Origin of the sequence: Gottfriedia sp. NPDC058432 (genome assembly GCF_042721555.1) — a bacterium.
Classification (GTDB): domain Bacteria; phylum Bacillota; class Bacilli; order Bacillales; family Bacillaceae_G; genus Gottfriedia.
The window spans coordinates 67,208-85,147 of sequence record NZ_JBHXLC010000005.1 but is presented as its reverse complement, the minus strand read 5'-3'; the positions used below and the strand labels follow the sequence as shown (position 1 = coordinate 85,147).

The 17,940-nt window shown below is 31.8% G+C and carries 17 protein-coding genes; 11 read left to right on the top strand and 6 right to left on the bottom strand.

The features are described 5' to 3' along the window. The first annotated feature begins 57 nt into the window (after nucleotides 1-57). Complete coding sequence (locus tag ACFWM3_RS07345; protein ID WP_390310892.1) at nucleotides 58-1,446, top strand: hypothetical protein; 1,389 nt, start codon at nucleotides 58-60, stop codon at nucleotides 1,444-1,446. 158 nt (nucleotides 1,447-1,604) lie between these two features. On the opposite strand, the gene ACFWM3_RS07340 is transcribed toward ACFWM3_RS07345, so the two are convergent. Then, entirely contained in the window at nucleotides 1,605-2,516 is a 912-nt protein-coding gene (locus ACFWM3_RS07340) for a bifunctional helix-turn-helix transcriptional regulator/GNAT family N-acetyltransferase (RefSeq protein ID WP_390310891.1), read from the bottom strand. Between the two features lie 213 nt (nucleotides 2,517-2,729). On the opposite strand from ACFWM3_RS07340, the gene ACFWM3_RS07335 reads away from it, so the two are divergent. Then, nucleotides 2,730-3,476, top strand: coding sequence for a TerC family protein (locus ACFWM3_RS07335; RefSeq protein WP_390310890.1), 747 nt, complete (start codon nucleotides 2,730-2,732; stop codon nucleotides 3,474-3,476). A 55-nt stretch (nucleotides 3,477-3,531) separates the two neighbouring features. Here the strand turns inward: ACFWM3_RS07335 and ACFWM3_RS07330 are convergent, their stop codons facing one another. The 3 genes from ACFWM3_RS07330 to ACFWM3_RS07320 form a co-directional block, all read right to left on the bottom strand. Continuing rightward, entirely contained in the window at nucleotides 3,532-4,170 is a 639-nt protein-coding gene (locus tag ACFWM3_RS07330) for a FusB/FusC family EF-G-binding protein (RefSeq protein WP_390310889.1), read from the bottom strand. A 150-nt stretch (nucleotides 4,171-4,320) separates the two neighbouring features. Continuing rightward, nucleotides 4,321-4,584 carry a CD3324 family protein gene (locus ACFWM3_RS07325; protein WP_056468164.1) on the bottom strand — a complete coding sequence of 88 codons (264 nt, stop codon included), beginning with the start codon at nucleotides 4,582-4,584 and terminating at the stop codon, nucleotides 4,321-4,323. Nucleotides 4,585-4,887: 303 nt separating this feature from the next. Beyond that, complete coding sequence (locus ACFWM3_RS07320) at nucleotides 4,888-5,790, bottom strand: LysR family transcriptional regulator (RefSeq protein WP_390310888.1); 903 nt, start codon at nucleotides 5,788-5,790, stop codon at nucleotides 4,888-4,890. A gap of 539 nt (nucleotides 5,791-6,329) precedes the next feature. Between ACFWM3_RS07320 and ACFWM3_RS07315 the strand changes: the two genes are divergently transcribed. Continuing rightward, the gene (locus ACFWM3_RS07315) at nucleotides 6,330-7,016 is read left to right on the top strand and encodes a response regulator transcription factor (RefSeq protein ID WP_056468168.1); all 687 of its coding nucleotides are present in this window, start codon (nucleotides 6,330-6,332) and stop codon (nucleotides 7,014-7,016) included. 70 nt (nucleotides 7,017-7,086) lie between these two features. On the opposite strand, the gene ACFWM3_RS07310 is transcribed toward ACFWM3_RS07315, so the two are convergent. Together ACFWM3_RS07310 and ACFWM3_RS07305 are read right to left on the bottom strand one after the other, a co-directional pair. Further along, the gene (locus ACFWM3_RS07310) at nucleotides 7,087-7,851 is read right to left on the bottom strand and encodes a DUF2935 domain-containing protein (RefSeq protein WP_390310887.1); all 765 of its coding nucleotides are present in this window, start codon (nucleotides 7,849-7,851) and stop codon (nucleotides 7,087-7,089) included. A gap of 188 nt (nucleotides 7,852-8,039) precedes the next feature. Continuing rightward, nucleotides 8,040-9,233, bottom strand: coding sequence for a M20 metallopeptidase family protein (locus tag ACFWM3_RS07305; RefSeq protein ID WP_390310886.1), 1,194 nt, complete (start codon nucleotides 9,231-9,233; stop codon nucleotides 8,040-8,042). A 437-nt stretch (nucleotides 9,234-9,670) separates the two neighbouring features. Here ACFWM3_RS07305 and anmK point away from each other — a divergent pair, with 437 nt between their 5' ends. The 8 genes from anmK to murQ all read left to right on the top strand — a co-directional run bounded on the left by anmK (nucleotide 9,671) and on the right by murQ (nucleotide 17,763). Further along, nucleotides 9,671-10,819, top strand: a complete 1,149-nt coding sequence (anmK, locus tag ACFWM3_RS07300; protein ID WP_390310885.1) for an anhydro-N-acetylmuramic acid kinase AnmK — start codon at nucleotides 9,671-9,673, stop codon at nucleotides 10,817-10,819. Nucleotides 10,820-10,830: 11 nt separating this feature from the next. Then, nucleotides 10,831-11,925: a DUF871 domain-containing protein gene (locus ACFWM3_RS07295; RefSeq protein ID WP_390310884.1), complete on the top strand. Its 1,095-nt coding sequence runs from the start codon at nucleotides 10,831-10,833 to the stop codon at nucleotides 11,923-11,925. A gap of 177 nt (nucleotides 11,926-12,102) precedes the next feature. Then, nucleotides 12,103-12,411: a PTS sugar transporter subunit IIB gene (locus ACFWM3_RS07290; RefSeq protein ID WP_056468181.1), complete on the top strand. Its 309-nt coding sequence runs from the start codon at nucleotides 12,103-12,105 to the stop codon at nucleotides 12,409-12,411. A gap of 37 nt (nucleotides 12,412-12,448) precedes the next feature. After that, nucleotides 12,449-13,738 (top strand): PTS sugar transporter subunit IIC, encoded by a 1,290-nt coding sequence (locus ACFWM3_RS07285; RefSeq protein ID WP_056468184.1) that lies wholly within the window; start codon nucleotides 12,449-12,451, stop codon nucleotides 13,736-13,738. A 408-nt stretch (nucleotides 13,739-14,146) separates the two neighbouring features. After that, entirely contained in the window at nucleotides 14,147-15,484 is a 1,338-nt protein-coding gene (locus ACFWM3_RS07280) for a 6-phospho-beta-glucosidase (protein ID WP_390310883.1), read from the top strand. Nucleotides 15,485-15,520: 36 nt separating this feature from the next. After that, entirely contained in the window at nucleotides 15,521-15,838 is a 318-nt protein-coding gene (locus ACFWM3_RS07275; protein ID WP_056468190.1) for a PTS lactose/cellobiose transporter subunit IIA, read from the top strand. A gap of 51 nt (nucleotides 15,839-15,889) precedes the next feature. Further along, nucleotides 15,890-16,798 (top strand): N-acetylglucosamine kinase, encoded by a 909-nt coding sequence (locus tag ACFWM3_RS07270; protein WP_390310882.1) that lies wholly within the window; start codon nucleotides 15,890-15,892, stop codon nucleotides 16,796-16,798. A 74-nt stretch (nucleotides 16,799-16,872) separates the two neighbouring features. After that, the gene (gene murQ / locus ACFWM3_RS07265) at nucleotides 16,873-17,763 is read left to right on the top strand and encodes an N-acetylmuramic acid 6-phosphate etherase (RefSeq protein WP_390310881.1); all 891 of its coding nucleotides are present in this window, start codon (nucleotides 16,873-16,875) and stop codon (nucleotides 17,761-17,763) included. The last annotated feature ends 177 nt before the right edge of the window (nucleotides 17,764-17,940 follow it).

Here is a 17,940-nt window from a genome sequence, read left to right as displayed (position 1 = left end):
TATTTTTAAACTTTTAATAGTAAGAGAATGTCATTAAAAAGAGGAGAAAAACTAACCATGAGCAAGCAATCTACAGGAAATAAAGAAAAGAATTTAAAACAAATACTTTCTGCTCTTAAAAAAGAGGAATTAATTACAATTGTTCTAGACTTAGCTGAGGAAAACGAAGAAATCCAAAAAGGCTTATTATTTCAGTATTCATCAAATGAAGACGTAATATCGAATAGCAAAAAATTAATTAAGGAATATATCAAACAATCTAAATATCAAGGGTTTATTCCTTGGAATAAATTAGGCGATGCATTACAAGGTGTTTATATGACGTTAGATAAAGCGAGACAAAAGCTTTTAGAGGAAGATCCTAATACAGCAATTTCATTATGTTTAATTATTCTTCCAGAAGTATTAAAAATGATGAATTATAGTGATGACTCTGGAGGCTTCATAAGTCCCGTTGTTTCTAATAGTTTGGACATTATTAATGATGCATCATACCTTGTAAGCTATTTAGATGAAAAACAACAAGAGTCGTTTTTTATGAAGATCTTAAAAGAGGCTGAGCATTCATGTTACGATGATTGGGATGAATGGAGACTTGGCTTATTAGAGAGCTGTATACATTTTTGTAGTATTGAAAAGTTAAGAAATAAACTTGAAAATTTGCTTGAAAAATTATTAAGTGAAATAAAGGAGAATTCTTGGAGTGCAGGTTACAAAAAAGAAAATATAAAGTTACTTCAATATCAAATTATTGAACAATTTGATGGAATAGATGATGCAATACAGTTCGTTTATAAAAATGTAAAGTTAGGTGAATTTAGAGAAAAAGCTATTGATAACTTATTGCAATCGAACGATTATTTAGAGGTATTGAGACTTTGCGAGGATGGAATTATTGAAGATCAAAAATATCGTGGACAGGTTAAGAAATGGAAACAATATCAATTAGTTGCCTACGAAAAGCTTGAAGATAAAAATAAACAATCTGAGTTGCTTTTAGAATTTATTCATGATAACCATTTTGAGTATTATTCAAAGTTGAAAAAGCTTTATCAACCTAGTGAATGGATTAGTGTTTTAGAAGGGATTTTAGCTGAATTAGAAAAGCAACGCTATATTCCAAATATATATGTAGAAATACTTGTTGAGGAAAGAATGAGTAATAAATTGCTTCAATATTGTAAATCTCATATTTCTTCAATTAAAAACCTTTATCCGCATTTAGTAGAAGAATATTTGGAAGAAACAAGGGAAATCTATGCAAAACTAATTGAAGTAGAAGCAGGACAGGCAACCGAACGGAAAATGTATAAAAAAGTTTGTAAAACAATCGTAGAATTTAATAAAATTTTTGGTAGCGAGTACTCTCAGAATATGATTAGTGACTTTAAACAAAAATACGCTAAAAAACCAGCATTTATTGATGAATTAAGTAAATTAAAGTAAATGGTTAAAATTAGTAGAGGGTTTCCTAAACATATTACAATATGGGAACCCTCGTTTTATAGGAAGAATTGTAAGAAAAGAAGAGAGGACTGCAAATAAAATTAATTATTACATATACCAGTAAGGGCTATCCCATAATCTAGAAAAGGACCTATTTTTTATAATAGGACTAAATCCCATCTTTCCTCAATTAACTCAGATCCAGTCCATTCGAAGTTAGGTTTCTCTTCAGTTAAAGTAAAGTTATATTTTTTGTAAAGATAACGTGCGGTCTCTAATGTGCTTACAGTCCATAAAAATACATGTTCGAATTCATTTTCTTTACAAAAGTTGAGCGCTGTTTCGATTAGCTTTTTACCGATACCTAATCCTTGGTATTTTTCATCTAATACAAACCATCTAAGCTGTGCTACTGACTCATTTGCCTTCGTTATAGCAATTGATCCGACGATTTCTCCATTTACTTCTGCGACCCAAAGTTCTCCTCCGTTAGAATTCATTAAAAATTCACTTAACCCTTTCATTACATAATATTCAAATACATGTCCAAATTGGTAGGTCGTACTATAAATCTTTCCATGAATATAAGCGACATAACCTACATCGCCAGGTTTAAATGGTCGAATTGAAATTTCAGGAATAGGTGTCTGATTTAATGAGAAAATTGATTCAATTGTTTCCATTGATTTTACTAGTTCTTTTACTTCAGTAGTAGAAAGGCTTTGAATCATACTTTCTACTCCGATATTCGCATCTTTAACCAATCTATTGTAAATTTCGTTTCCTTTTACCGTTAAATGAAGAGTATATTGACGTTTATCTTCAGGAGATTTGATTTTTGTAATGATGTTGTCGTCTTCGAATCGTTGAATAATGCGACTTAAATAACCACGATCAATGCCGAGTTTTTCAATAATATCTGTGGCAGTACATCTGTGGTTTTCATTGATTTCTGTAATGATTCTGGCTTCGGTTAATGGAAAAGGGTGATTATAGATTTCTTGATCAATTTTTCCCAATACATTAGCATAATGTCTGTTAAATTTGCGTATTTTTTCAACATAATTCATATTTTTATCACCTTCAATATTCTGAAATTTTAGATTACTAATAATATAAACTAAGATAGTTGACTAAGTCAACTAACTTGAGTGTGATAAAAGTACAAATGGTGAAAATTGTACTAGAATATTCAAAAATTTGGATAAGAAATTTATAAAAAAGAGAATATAATTAAAAAGTGGTTAAAAAAAGGTTAAAAGTAAATTAAATAGGGGGAAAATATGGAGCTATCTTTATTACTAGAGTACGGGTGGGTACTAATTATTCTAATTTTATTAGAGGGTTTATTATCGGCCGATAATGCACTAGTGCTTGCTGTTATGGCAAAACATTTACCAGAGGAACAACAAAAGAAAGCAATAAATATTGGTTTACTTTTAGCTTTTATTTTTCGAATCGGTGCTATTTTTATTATTTCATTTCTTTTTAATGTATGGCAGGTTCAAGCAATCGGAGCGGCGTATTTAATCTTCATAGCATTAAAGCATTTATTTAAAAAGCATGATGGTGATAAAGGAAAAAAGGGAAAAAGCTTTGGTATGACAGTTGCTCAAATATCATTAGCAGATATAGCATTTGCGATTGATTCTATTTTAGCAGCAGTAGCGCTAGTAATCGATCTGCCTAATTCAAAAATAGGTAATATAGGTGGCATGGATGGAGCTAAATTTATCATCATTGTAATTGGAGCAATTGCAGGTTTAATCGTCATTCGTTTTGCGGCAGGTATTTTTGTTAAATTGCTGACAACACGTCCAAGTCTAGAAACAGCAGCAATGCTTTTAGTAGGTTGGGTAGGGGTTAAACTATTAATGCATACTTTGGCACATCCTTCTCTACACATTATTTCACATCATTTCGTTGAAGGACCAATCTGGAATACGATTTTCTGGTCAGTCATGCTTTTAATCGCTTTAGGTGGCTGGTTTCTCTCTAAAAAGAAATCAACAGATACAAACGTAGAATAAATGAAAAATAATAGAAAAATCGCTTAGGTTTAAGGATCTAAGCGATTTTTAGTGTTCACTGTTTAACTAACATAATAAAATCATGCAGTTTATCTAGCGACAAAATATTTTGATTGCATACTTGGCTATCCTTGCAAATGTAATTTCCTCTTTGGGTAAAAGTACCTTCAATTTTTCCTTTTGTTTTTGTCATGAATAACCCTAAGTCTCCGTATTTATTACAAATTGTGCAGTTGCCTCTTTTTTTCATAGGATTAAAAGTACCTTGTAAGCCAATTAGTTTGTCATTTAAATATGTGACAATAAACTTTGAATTAGAGCCTAAATCATCCCATCCAATATATGTTGTCTCAACTAAATCAATATTTTGTAATAAAGGCAACTTTAATTTTTTTGCTTTAGGAAATAGCTTTTTGATGGATTGTTCTGATACTTCTTTAAAAGGTATTATATAAGGCTTTAGTCGGTTCAGTAAAACATCCGCTTGATCGGAATTTTTAATTGTGCTAATTGGACTGAAGAGTGTATGCTGATCTTCAGTAAGGTCAGGAAATAAACTTAGTATTTTGTCGTTAACTAGTGAATGTAATGCATTTAAAACAGCTTTATCATTTACAGTAGAATGTCCATTTGTTAAGACATGAAGTTGATGTTTAATAAAATTATATTGTTCTGTTCGAATAAAAGGTTTCATTTATATCACTCCTAATTTGAGAGGAAAGTTCGATTTATAACTCAACATCTTTAATTTACATCAAAATAGAGGATTTATATATGTTGAGTTTATGTAAGAAACAAAGTTGCCATAAAAAAACACTGATTACATTATCAGTGTTTTTTTTATTTATTTAGTATATACAATTTTTTTTATCGTTTCGATGGAGAGGAAATATTCTTTTGCTAATTGCTCGATTGATTGACCATTTTTAAATGCTTCTTTGATCGCTTTATTTCGGCTGTCAATTAGCTTCCTTGTACCTGAACGTGAGCCCCATTTTTTGTGAACTTTTTCAGATTTTGGAATATAAAGTGTTTCTCCCTGTACGTATTTTTGTATTTCCAATAATAACTTTTCAGGTAAAATAGCAGTTGCTTTTATATATGCCATCTTTGCCAGCCCCTTATTCTTATTTAGTAAATAAGGTGCAAAGCCGTTGAATCAGAACTGCTTACTTGGGCGATTAGTAAAACCTACCCATGCAAAGTATCGCCTTTCTAAATCTAGGCTTTGCATGGGATGCTGATTTATCTGACAAACTAACTGTACTTGTCATAATAGATCACCTCCTAAAGAAATCATAAAAACTTTTTATTTATTATAAATTATATTTGTTCGGATTGCATTTGTTACTTATGAATAATATGAAAAAGGAATAGAAAGCCTTATAGAGATTGTTCCTATTCCTTTTCATTATTTATTTAACTGAAATAATATGTGTTTAATCATCTCACTAGATGAACTTGATAATCCATGTTCCTGCGAATAAATAGCCCATATATCTTGATATATGTAATTCGTTTCGTCAGTATAAGTAATCGGTATTACCTTGAGTTCATCATTACGAAACGTTGGGTAGTTTTTTACTGTAAACTCATGAATAAAAGAAAAACCAGCACTTTCCTTAACGACGTTTAATAGTAGTCTAGGATTATTTGTCGTTAAGATCACATGATTAGTAATACATTTTGAAAACTTTTTTACTATGCCATTTTTTGTATTTTTTAATATTACTATTTTCTCATTATTTAAATCTGCAGGTGTTACATATTCATAATTGAATAATTTAGAATTCTTTCCAACTACAATACCTACTCTTGCTCTACTGATTAACTTTTTACCCAATTTTGGATATTTATCTAATTCTTCTTTTTCTATTGGTAGGAAACCAACATCATAACGATCTGGATTAAAACTTTTTAGTAGCTGTTCTTGAAGCATTTCTTCAACGTCAATTGAGATTTGAGGATTTTCTAAATTGAAGTTTGTCACTGCTTCTTGAAAAATATCAAAAAATGCTGTTGCTGCAACGATCTTTAACTGTTTTTCTTTTTTTATATTTAAGTTAAAAAGTTCCTCATTTAACTGCTTAATATTCGATAATATATTTATTGCTTTCATTATGACAATATTTCCTTCAGGTGTAGGTGTAGTGCCTATCCGTGAACGATTAAATATTGTTATATTTAATTCTCTTTCTAGTTGTGAAATAGACTGGCTTATAGCTGATGTAGAGATATATAACTTTTCGGCAGCTTTAGATATTGATTTTTCGCTTGCTACATAAACAATATACTCTAATTGTTCGAAATTCATAGTAATCTCCTAATAATAAAAAATTCTAATACATGTAGTAACTTAAGAACATAAAAACTTAAAAGATAGTGGACATAGATGGTTAAAATTTAGTAATTTCATTATTTTAGAGGAGCTAATAAAATTATATTGTGGATATGGTATGAAGGAACAGTTAAGATAAGAAAACAGTTTAATAATACACCTTTTTTACTGGAAAATCTTGTACATAGTTAAATTTATATTATTAAAATAATTCTTGTATTTTGTTCAATAATCGTTTTTTACTAAAAAAGCAAGAAGTTGAAACGTTGCAAAGTAAAATTTTTCCTGGAGAAAATTATAGTGATAAAAAAATATGTGTACATAGATATCATAATATAAGACCGTAAGTTTTTGAAACCTTTATTTTAACGATTTAGTTTAAATTTTAATAATAATAATCTTTTGTTTAAGAAGTACTTAACTTTAATTTCAAAAATATTTAATTTATTTAATCAATTCAAATATGTACAATACAAATGTTGCTATAAAAAAATTGCAAATTGGAGGTGGCAGTAATGTTAGCAAAATTAGTTCAAAATCATCCAAGAAATAATAATACTGTTATTTTTGTTGAAAATTCGCTTTTCGTTGCGGGTATTCGTACAATATTAGAATTTAATCAAATAAATGCTATTAAAATTAATTTAGAAGATAGTTTTTCTTTCCAGGAAGTAAGTCATTCAATTCTTATAACACAAGTTTCAGGAGAAGAAATGGTAAAGTATGCAAAAAGTATTATGTTACATGATGATTCTTCGAAAATAATTACCATTAAAAACTCTTTAGACTTTTATGAAATAGATCGTTTATTGAATGTAGGAGTAAAAGGTATTTGTTTAACAGATGTTGACGAGGCATATTTAGTGAATACTGTTAAGCTAGTACAAGGTGGACAATTCATGGTAGATAATCGCTTTACAAATGAATTGATAAAAGAATACAAGTTTCTCAAGGATAATTCAATCCATTTTATGCCGCCCAATGATTCATATATAAAAGAGTTACTTACAAATAGAGAATACGAAATACTTCACCTTTTAGTAAAGGGATTTTCGAATATCCAAATTGGTAAGGAATTATTTATTTCGAATAAAACGGTCAAAAATCACGTTGCCAATATTTTAATGAAATTAGACGTTCCGGATCGCTTAAATGCAGTCATAAAAGTAATTAAAAATAACTGGATTTCAATAAAACAATAATTTAAAGTAAAAGAGCACTCTATTTCACACATTCTTGCGTGTTAAATAGAGTGCTTTAATTTTTATAAAATTAATTATTTATGGATGAAGATTCTTCTAATTTTTTTAAGAAATACATTTCTTCTCTGTACATATGATCTGCCATTAAAGCGGAAAAGTTACTCAACATTTGGCTTGAAATATCTAATTCTTCAATTTCTTTTAGAAATATTTGAAATAGCTGGATTTCTAATTTAACGTCTTGATTCATTCTTTTTAATGCAGGAAATGTACTTAGTTTAGTACGTAAATATCCGGTAAGTTCTACTGATTTCAGATAGAAGTGTTCAAAATGCTTTGTAAATTCGTGACTTTTCTTTCTTAGCATGTTTTCTGTACCATCGAGATTAGTATAAATGGCATCTGCGTGACCTGCCGCATCTAGCACCCATAATAAATGATGATGAAGTTCATTGAAGATCGGTGGGGTTTGATTTTGTTTTAAGTAGGTTAGTACTAATAAATATTCTTCCAATTCATTAACCATATGGTTTAAAAATGTAGGTGTTAAGTGAATCATAAAATTAGCGTCTGTAATATGTTTCGTTAGCAGTGAAAGTTTAAAATCGCGTAGTGCTAAAGCACTTTTTTCAGCTTGAATTGTAATTTCGTTCATATTTTCATTGTTATTTACACTAGTAAATAAATTATTAAAAATTACGTAAAATTGTTTTGCAATCTTAATTTCTTCCTCTTGTTTAGACGGTAAAGCATCTAATATAAATTGAGAATGATCTCTTAACACATGCAACCAAAATGAATGCTCAAAATTGGCAGTTTGTACAAAATCCGGCATAAAATCCCCCCTATAAACTATACAAGGTAATTATATTAAGAAGTGTCCTAAAATATTAGCAGGAAGTGTTGGAAAAGGTAGTGGGTAAATTGGGTCCTACCTCAAAGCTTTTTTAATCAATTTAGCTAATATATTAAAAATAAAAAAAGTGAAAACATTGTTTAATCAATGAGTTCACTTTTTGTCTATTAATTATCAAGAGTTGTATCCGTTAATAGTTTTAATACTGATCGGGCCATTAGTTTTACACCAATTTTTATTGCGTCTTCATCGACCATAAATTTTGGGTGATGCCATCCATACGTTATATCTTTTTCTTTATTTCCAGAGCCTAACCATATATAAGAGCCAGGGACTTTTTGTTGATAGAATGAAAAATCTTCTCCGCCCATTGTCGATTCTGCAGTCACAACATTTTCTACTCCGACTGTTGAGATTGCTGCTTCACGTACTACTGAAGTAACCTTCGAATGGTTAAATACTGTTGGCAGTAATACTTGATAATCTATTTCTACTTCTCCACCAAGTGAATGTACAAGGTTTTGAACTAGTGTTTGAAAGGTTTCTTGAATTTGCTTTCGAATTGTTTCATTTGAAGTTCGAACTGTGCCTTTTAAAACTGCAAATTCCGGGATCACATTATTTGTATTCCCAGACTGAAACGATCCAACAGTAATGACAGCAGATTCTTTTGGAGAAATTGTTCTGCTAACTAGAGTTTGTATTAGGTTGACAACTGCGCTGCCAATTACAATCGGATCAATTGCTTTTTCAGGAAGTGCTGCATGTCCGCCTTTCCCTTTAATCGTAATTGCAAAATCATCAACACTTGCCATTAGGAAGCCTTCTTTAATTCCAATCGTACCTACTGGAAGATCCGGCATATTGTGAAGTCCGATAATTGCATTTACATCGTTAAGTAAGCCTTCAGCGATCATTTCCTCAGCGCCACCTTCAGATTCCTCAGCAGGTTGAAAGATCAATCGAACTGTACCAGGAATCAGGGGTTTTAATTCCTGTAAAACAAATCCAACTCCTAAGGTAATAGTAGTATGAACATCATGTCCACACATATGAGCGATTCCATCAACAACTGAACGAAATGGTAAATCAGATTCTTCTTGAATTGGAAGTGCATCAATATCAGCGCGGAGAGCAACAATCTGCCCTGCATTGCCACTTATCTCGGCTGCAGTTCCTGTTTGACTATTCAACTGTATTTTTTTGATATTAGCTTTTTCTAATTCTTGATTGATAAAATTCGTTGTTTGAAATTCTTGATTACTTAATTCAGGATACATATGTAAATGTCTACGTATCTCTATTAATCTAGTAAAATATTGATCTGCTAATTCATCTATTTGTGTCTCTAAATGCTTCATCTTAGATTCTCCTTATTGTTATATAGAATTTTTGTTTGATTATGTAAAGAATTGTATAATTATTCTGTTGATCATTCAATACTTTTTTACTAGTTACTAATTTGTCTCAGATAATTATGCCTAATTTATCAACGCGATGAATGGGTTTTTAGAAATTATATTGTATGGATTTTTTATTAAGTATAATTTTTACGGGAGAGGATTAAATGAGTAATAATTCATATTGGAGCAATTTGTTATTCTAGATAAGAAATGAATCATGGGGGGATGTGTGGTGTTTAAATAAGTCTATAAAAATCCCTTTCTATTCACAGATTTCTTAAAAACATCAAAGATTGCTTTTTGAAAAATTCTAAATAAACTTTCATTGTTTTCTTTTACAAAATTGAAATTCTGTTTTAAGGTATTAGTAATAAAAATATGAAGGAGTGAATGAATTGGGATATGCAGTTGGATTAATGTCAGGTACATCTTTAGATGGAATCGATGCAGCTTTAGTAGAAATCACTGGATGTGGAACTGATACAGAAGTAAGATTGATTGATTTTATGACAGTTCCTCTTGAGGAAGGTTTATTAAAAGAAATTCAAGATGCGATTACACTTGTTTCTTCAAACGCTCAGCATTTATGTAGTTTAAACTTTAAGCTTGGCTATGCTTTTGCAGATGCAGTAAAGGAAATTTGTAGTAAAAACGAATTTTCATTAGATCAACTTGAGTTTATTGGGTCGCATGGTCAAACGATTTATCACCAGCCTGAAGCTCTTGGGAATTTCATTCAATCTACATTGCAGTTAGGGGAGCCAGCGGTTATTGCATATGAAACAAACACGAAAGTTGTTTCTAATTTTCGAGTGATGGATATGGCAGCTGGCGGGTATGGGGCGCCTTTAGTTCCACATTCAGAGTTATTACTTTATAAAAGTAAGACTAAAACTCGTTTACTACAAAACATTGGTGGGATCGGTAATGTTACGATCATTCCAAGGAATTCTACAATCGATGATTTGGTAGCCTTTGATACAGGTCCAGGTAATATGATTATTGATGAAATTTGTAAGCGTTATTTTAATAGTCCATATGATGTTAATGGAGATTTGGCTGCGAAAGGTAATGTAAATGAGAGATTACTAGAAAGATGCATGAGTATTCCTTATATTTTAGCACCTATACCTAAAACAACAGGAAGAGAGTTATTTGGTACACAGTTTGTTGATGAAATTTTGGAAGAGTTTTGTGATATTTCACCGGTTGATTTAGTAACTACAATGACGATGTTTACTGCAAAATCGATCGCTGAAAATTATAAAAAGTTTATTTTACCAGACCATCCAATCGATGAAGTAATTGTAGGTGGCGGAGGTAGCCATAATAAGACGCTACTACGCATGCTTCAAGAATTATTAGGTGTGGATTCAAAAGTATCAGTTCAAGAAGATATTGGTTTTTCTTCGGACGCAAAAGAAGCAATTGCCTTTGCGATTTTAGCAAATGAAACTTTAAACGGTTTACCAAGTAATGTACCTGGAGCAACAAAGGCAAATCGTTTAGTTGTTTTAGGAAATATTACACCAATACCATACTAGGAGGATTAATCGTGAAAAAATTAGGAATTTCAATTTATCCAGAGCATTCAACTGTTGAAAAAGATAAGGCTTATATTAAATTAGCTCATCAATATGGTTTTAAACGAATCTTTACTTGTTTATTATCGGTTAATGGTGACAAGGAACAGATATTAAAAGAGTTTAAAGAAATAATTGATTATGCAAATAGTTTAGAGATGGAAGTAATTGTTGATATTGCTCCTCGAGTATTTGGCACATTAAATATTTCATATAATGATTTATCATTTTTTGCTGACTTAGGAGCTTATGGGATTAGACTTGATATGGGATTTACTGGGAATGAAGAGTCCATTATGACTTATAATCCATATGGTTTAAAAATTGAAATTAACATGAGTAATGCTACGAAATATCTAGAAAATATATTAGCCTATAAGCCAAATCAATCTAATTTAATCGGATCTCATAATTTTTATCCTCATCGTTATGCAGGTTTGAGCTATTCACATTTTGTAAAATGTAGTGAAGCTTTTAAAAAGCATGGTATTCGTACAGCAGCATTTATTAATTCACAAGCTGCAACATACGGACCATGGCCTGTATCAGAAGGTCTTTGTACTTTAGAGATGCACCGTAATTTATCAGTCGTAACCCAAGCGAAACATTTATTTTATTCGGACTTAATTGATGATGTCATTATCGCAAATGCATATGCATCTGAAGAAGAGTTCAAACAACTTGCAGAGCTAAATCAGAACGGAAAAGACTTATTTACTCTAAATATTGATTTACATGATTCAATTACAGATTTAGAGAAAAAGATTGTTTTAGAAGAGTTTCATTTTTACCGCGGGGATGTATCGGATTACTTAATACGTTCAACTCAGTCTCGCGTTAAATATAGAGATGAAGAGTTTGAACCTACTTATACTCCACATATTCGTAGAGGAGATCTTTTAATAGAAAATGAATTGTATGGACAGTATAAAGGTGAATTGCAAATAGCACTGCAGGATATGGAGAATTCAGGGAAAACGAATGTAGTTGGACGGATTGCAGAGGAAGAAATCTTCCTACTAGATTTCTTACATCCTTGGAGTAAATTTCAGTTTAAGGAAAACTAAATGATGATTATTTAAAAAAATGTGAAATTTTTTTTTACATCTTTTTAAAATTTTATTTCATTTTTTTAAACAAATAATTGAAATTTAATTTTATTGGGAATATAATAGCTTCATAGAAAACGTTTTCAGTTTTTTGAATCTTTTATATTATCGAATTTAAATTAGGAGGATAAGAGTATGAAGGTATTATTTGTATGTGCAGGCGGTATGTCAAGTGCGATTGTTGTGAATGCATTAAGAAAAGAAGCGGAAAAAAACGGTATCCAAATGGAAGTACAAGCAGTGGGAACTCAAGAGTTTGGTGAAGAAGTTAAAAACGGTTGGGACGTAGCGATGGTTGCACCGCAAGTTCGTCATCGTTTTGATAGCTTTAAAGCTGAAGCAGATGTAGCAAATGTTCCATGTGAAGTAATACCTCCTATGGCTTATACACCACTTGGTGGACCAAAACTATTAACAATAGTACAAGAGATTGCAAAAAAATAATTTTAATAGTTATCTAAAATGAAAAAGGGGGAGAATTATGAACAGTTTTATTAATTTTATGGAAAACAGGCTTTCTGGCCCAATGGCAAAGATTTCTGAACAAAAACATTTACGTTCAATTCGTGATGGCGTTATTTCTGCACTACCTTTTATTATTATTGGTTCTCTATTCTTAATAATTGCTTTTCCTCCATTACCAGAAAAGTGGGCAATCTCACTTTGGGCAAAAAAACATGTTTTTGAAATTTTAATTCCATATCGTTTAACTATGTATATTATGTCGCTCTATATAGCCTATGGTATTGGATATAACTTGTCGAAAAACTACAAGATGGATCCTTTATCAGGTGCTCAATTATCGGCTGCTGCATTCCTTTTAACTTTAACACCTCAACTAGTTGATAAAGTTGGAATGGTATTACCGATGGGCAATATGGGTGGCCATGGATTATTCGTAGCAATGTGTACATCTATTTTTTCTGTAGAATCTTTAAGATTCTTTAAAGAGAAGAAAATTACAATTAGAATGCCAGATTCGGTTCCACCATCAGTGGCACGTTCATTTGAATCATTAATTCCTGTTGCTTTTGTTGTATTCGTATTAACTTTAGTAACTGTTGTGTTTAAAATTGATTTACATAGTTTAGTTGATAAAGCCATTTCTCCTTTAGTTAGTGCTGGAGACAGTCTTGGAGGTGTATTAGTACCGGTATTCTTTATTACATTTTTCTGGATTTTTGGTATTCATGGTGACTCAATTGTTGGTACAGTGGCAAGACCACTTTGGGAAGTATATTTAGCAAAAAATGCTGAAGCTGTTGCAGCTGGACAAACTATTCCTCACGTAGCACCTGAAACTTTCTTTCAATGGTTTATTTGGATTGGCGGCTCTGGAGCAACAATTGGACTAGTATTAGCAATGTTATTTTTCTCAAAGTCACAATATACAAAAGCTGTTGGTAGATCAGCAATTATTCCTGGTATCTTTAATATTAATGAACCAGTAATTTTCGGTGCACCAATCGTATTAAATCCAATTTTAATTATTCCATTTGTATTAACACCATTTATTACAGCAACATTATCATATTTTGCTACAGTTGCAGGTTTTGTAAGACCTACTTATATCATGGTTCCTTGGACTTTACCTGCACCAATTGGAGCTTATTTATCTACTGGTGGAGACTGGAGAGCAATTGTACTGGTGTTTATTAACATCGCAATTTCATTCTTTGTGTATTTACCATTCTTTAAGGTTTATGACAATAAACTTGCACAAGAAGAAAATGTAACGACTGTAACAGAAAAAAATAGTCTTACTTTATAAAAGTGAAAAGGTTTGACTGTTTTATAGAACAGTTCGACCTTTCTTTATTACTTATTTAAAGGGTGATCAGATTGAAAGAATCTAGTTGGTTTATAAAGTTTAATTATAAGAGCGCAATTATCTTTTTCTCCTTCGTAATAATCATCAATTTATTACTTTGTCCTCTGATTCAACAAATAGGCTTAGCCTACCAAACATCATTATTTATTGCGAATAGTATTGCTTGTAGTATAGGTTTACCTTTTGTCGTCTTAAAGCTAGAAGGGAAATACAAGAATAGAAGACAAGCACTAAAGTTTATTTTAATTTCTACCGCTGTTTGCACATTAATGAGTTATTTTCTGTTATTCCCACTATAAAAATGCACTACTATTTTTGGTACTTATACTATTATGAGGTGAGACAATCATGAGTAAAGAAGGAATTAAAATCGTAACAATAGGCGGCGGATCTAGTTATACGCCTGAATTAGTAGAAGGCTTTATTAAAAGATATAATGAGCTACCAGTGAGTGAGTTATGGTTGGTAGATATAGAAGCAGGCAAAGAAAAGTTAGAAATCGTTGGGAACTTAGCTAAACGAATGGTTAAAGAAGCGGGAGTACCAATGGATATTCATTTAACGTTAGACCGAAAGTTAGCGCTAAAGGATGCTGATTTTGTAACGACTCAAATGCGAGTAGGATTACTAGAGGCGCGAATTAAAGATGAACGTATCCCTTTGCAATTTGGGATGATTGGTCAGGAAACGAACGGTGCAGGTGGGCTATTTAAAGGTCTAAGAACAATACCCGTATTACTTGAAATTGCTGAAGAAATGCAGCAACTATGCCCCGATGCATGGCTGATTAACTTCACAAATCCTGCTGGAATGGTTACAGAAGCATTGCTTCGATATAGTAAACATAAAAAGGTGATTGGAGTTTGTAATGTACCAATTAATATGACAATGACGATTGCTAAATTGTTAGAAGTAGATCTAAGTCGTGTACATATTGATTTTGCAGGATTAAACCATATGGTATATGGACTTCATGTTTATGTAGATGGAAAAGAAGTGACTGAACATGTATTAGAGTTATTAGCGAATCCTGAAATACAAATGACTATGAAAAATATCGCACCATTACCATGGCAAAAAGAATTTCTTATGTCATTAGGTGTACTTCCTTGTCCATACCATCGTTACTATTACAAAACGAAACATATATTAGATGAAGAATTAGAATCTTTTAAAACGGGCACTACTCGTGCAGAGGTCGTTAAGAAGTTGGAAGATGAGTTATTTGAATTATATAAAGACGAGAATTTAGCTATTAAACCACCTCAACTTGAAAAACGAGGTGGAGCTTATTACAGTGATGCTGCTTGTAGTTTAATTACATCTATATATAACGATAAAAAAGATATCCAAGTATTAAACGTTCAAAATAATGGTTCAATACAAGGGATTCCGAATGAATCAGCTGTAGAGGTAAATTGTATCGTTACAAAACAAGGACCAATTCCGATATCAGTAGGTGAATTACCACCTCAAATAAATGGATTAGTTCAGCAGATTAAATCATTTGAACGAGTTGGAGCTGAGGCGGCTGTTACTGGATCTTATGAGAAGGCATTATTAGCACTAACAATTAATCCATTAGTTCCAAGCGATGAAGTTGCAAAGGATGTACTAGATGCACTTTTAGACGCTCATAAAGAATACTTACCATTATTTTATAAAGAAGAATTGGTAATTCAATAAGGATAAATAGAAAAACAAAACTTAAGGAGTATGAATATGATGATGACTAACGAGCAAGAAATTTTTGAAATTATATCACATGGTGGGAATGCAAGATCACTAGCTTACGAGGCATTAGAGGCTGCAGAAAAAAATGATTTTGAAACAGCAGATCGCTTAATTGAAGAATCACACCAAGAAATTGGTCATGCACATAAAACTCAAACGACTTTAATACAAGCTGAATTAAATGGTCAGCCATGTGAAAAGTCTCTATTAATGATCCATGCTCAAGATCATTTAATGACTGCAATGAGTGAACAAAAGCTAATAGAGCATATCATTCGTTTACATAAAAAATTAGCCGAGAAATAATACGGTTCATATCGTAATAGAATAGATGAAAGATGGTAGGGGGCAGTTTTAGTGAAATATGTTATAGGTCTTGATGGTGGAGGAACTAAGTCAGAGGCGATCGCTTATAATTTAGATGGTGAAATTATTAGTCAAGGATATTCTGGTTTTAGTAATTTACTAATCAATGAAGAAGATGGAATTAATCATATTATAGAAGCAATTGAAAATTGCTTGAGCCCTTTATCAAAAGAAAATTGCCTGTTCTTATTTTTAGGAATTGCTGGAATTGGTGGAGTGAAAGATCGAGGTCCTTTAGAAAAGGCACTAAATGGTGCTTTTCGTATCCCTTTTAAAATTGTTAATGATGCACAAATTGCACATGCAGCATTACTAAATGGACAAAGTGGTGTTTTAACAATCGCTGGTACGGGTTCAATTTGTATCGGAATGCATAAAGAACGGACTGTTACGGCAGGTGGATGGGGTCATCTTCTAGGGGATGAAGGAAGCGGATATTGGATTTGCATGGAAATCTTTAAAAAGATTACACAGGAATCTGATGAAGGTATTCCATTAAGTTATTTATCTTTAAAAATGCTAGAAAAATTGCATTTAAAGGAAGCTGAAGAACTTAAAAAATACATTTATCACAATACAAAAGCCGAGATTGCTTCACATGTTCCATTTATAGTTGAAATGGCCAATATGGGTGATTTAATGGCCTTATCAGTTCTAGATAGGGCTGGCCAACTTCTTGGAAAAACGACGATCCAAGCCATAAAAAAGTTAAATCTTCGAGAAGAGCCACGTGTTGCAACAAAAGGAAGTATTCTAAGTCGAATACCAGTCGTTCAGAAAACGTTTATTCAAACAATACATGAGCACTATCCAAAAGTAACATTTTATACGGACGAAATCTCTTCGACCTTCGGAGGATATCTATTAGCTATGAAAGAAGTAAATTCACGTAAGGAATAATTAAATGCGATAAAAACAGGAAGTGCAGGAAGAACAAAAGAATAAAAATCCTGCCTAATGATCGAGGTGAAATTATGTTAGAGAACTTAACAACCGAAATTAGAAACAAACGTACGAGTAACTTAGATCAACTAAGCGTCGATGAGTTTTTAAATATAATGAATGAAGAGGACCAAAAGGTGGCTCTTGCAGTTAGAGAACAAATTCCGATGATTTCAAATGTAGTTCAACTAGTTGTTGAAGCATTTCAAAACGGAGGACGTTTAATTTATGTAGGGGCTGGTACAAGCGGAAGAATTGGTCTGCTGGATGCGGTTGAATGCCCACCTACATTTGGAACGAATCCTAGTGAAGTCATTGGATTAATTGCAGGCGGTGAAAGAGCTTTTATTAAAGCTGTTGAAGGTGCCGAAGATAGTGAAGAGCTAGGTAAGGAAGACTTATTACGAATATCCCTTACAAGAAATGATATCGTGATCGGTATTGCAGCATCGGGTAGAACGCCTTATGTAATAGGTGCTTTAAAGTATGCAAACGAGATTGGAGCAAAAACTGTAGCGGTAGCATGTAATAAAGGTTCAAAAATTGGAGAGGTTGCCTTCCAAAAAATTGAAGTCGATAATGGTCCAGAAGTGTTAACAGGCTCTACCAGATTAAAAGCTGGAACATCTCAAAAGTTAATTTGTAATATGATTTCGACGGCTTCAATGATTGGAATTGGAAAAGTATATAAAAATCTCATGGTAGACCTGCAATTAACGAATAGTAAACTAGTTGATCGAGCGAAAAGGATAATTGTTGAAGCGACTGGCTGTGAATATGAAACAGCGAGTAATTACTTACAAAAAGCAAATAATCAAACAAAAATAGCAATTGTTATGATATTAACGGGAATGAATTATGATGAAGCAATAATCAGTTTGAATAAAGCTAGTGGTTTTATTACCAAAGTAGTAAAAAATTAATTAAAGGGCGACAACTAGTCATTTGATACTAGATGTCGCTTTTCTATTTCATATTAAAATATGATTTTGCTTTTCTATTTTATACTTTATAATTTGGTTGTAATCATATTGCGAAAACGATTAAAAGAGAAAAAAATGCCGGTTGAAGATTTTTATCATTCATCATTTTATACTAAT